Genomic DNA, 1,189 nt, shown 5'->3' with positions numbered 1-1,189 from the left:
GTGAACAGACCCACCACACGGTCGCCCACCGCCAGGTCCGTCACACCCGGACCGACCTCGGCGACCACACCGGCCGCCTCACCCCCCATGATCTCCTCGGTCGCCGCCATGCCGAGCAGTGAGACGAGGTCACGGAAGTTGACGCCGGCGGCCCGCACGGCGACCCGGATCTCGCCCTCGGCGAGCGGGGCCACGGCCTCGGGGGCGGGGATCAGCTCCAGGTTGTCGAGGGATTCGCGCACGGTCGCGTCGAGCCGCCAGGACGGCGTGTCGGCGGGCGGCACGAGAGCGCCCCCCGTCGCCGCACGCACGAGACGGCGGACGAGGACGGTCCCGCCGCGCAAAGCGAACTCGCGGTCCTCCCCGTGCGCCAGGGCGGCGGGCAGGGAACGTACGAGGGAGTCGGCGTCGTCGATGTCGACGAGGACGAGACGGTCGGGGTTCTCCGCCTGCGCGGACCGCACCAGACCCCACACCGGCGAGTGGACGAGGTCCGTGACCCTGTCGCCGGAGCCGGCCGCGACTGCACGCCGGGTGACCAGGACGAGGCGGGCGTCGCCGAACCGGTCGTCGGCCAGCCACCGCTGCACGGTCGCGAGCGCGTCACCGGCGGCACAGCGAACGGCGTCGGCGAGGTCGCCCGGACCGTCGGAGAGGTCCCGGACGAAGGGCGCGATGACGACGTCGGGCCGGGCCGTGTCCGGCTCGTCCGCGATGGCCAGGGCTAGTTCGTCCAGCGACGCGTACGCCGGGGTGTCCGCGAGCGCGAGCGGATCGGCCGCACCGACGACCGCCCAGCGGCGATCCGCCGTGACGTCGGACTCAGCCGCGCCCGGGAGCGGGGTCCACGCCGCGTGGAAGAGGGCGTCGGGGCCGCCGGGCCGCGCGGAGAGCTGTGCGGCCGTGACGTCCCGGAAGACGAGGGACTCGACGGTCGCCACCGGAGCACCTGCGCCGTCGGCCAACCGCAGGGTCACGGCGTCGTCGGCCGACCTGGTCACCTGCACGCGCAGCCGGGACGCCCCGGAGGCCAGCAGGGACACACCGCTCCAGGAGAACGGCAGCTGCACGACGTCGGTGGTCTTGCTGATGCCGGTGGCGTGGAGGGCGGCGTCCATCAGGGCCGGGTGGAGGGCGAACCCGCTCGGGTCGACGCCCTCGGGCAGCGCCACCTCGGCATAGATGTCGT

At 74.7% G+C, this 1,189-nt stretch carries 1 protein-coding gene; it reads right to left on the bottom strand.

Annotation, left to right across the window (positions count from 1 at the left end):
- On the bottom strand, positions 1 to 1,189 hold a 1,189-nt coding region (locus ACFXOM_RS35590; protein ID WP_384943330.1), incomplete at both ends, for a polyketide synthase dehydratase domain-containing protein.

The organism is Streptomyces sp. NPDC059169, assembly GCF_042755225.1.
Lineage (GTDB): Bacteria > Actinomycetota > Actinomycetes > Streptomycetales > Streptomycetaceae > Streptomyces.
The sequence above is the reverse complement of the archived record's forward strand: the minus strand, read 5'-3'. Positions and strand labels throughout refer to the sequence as shown.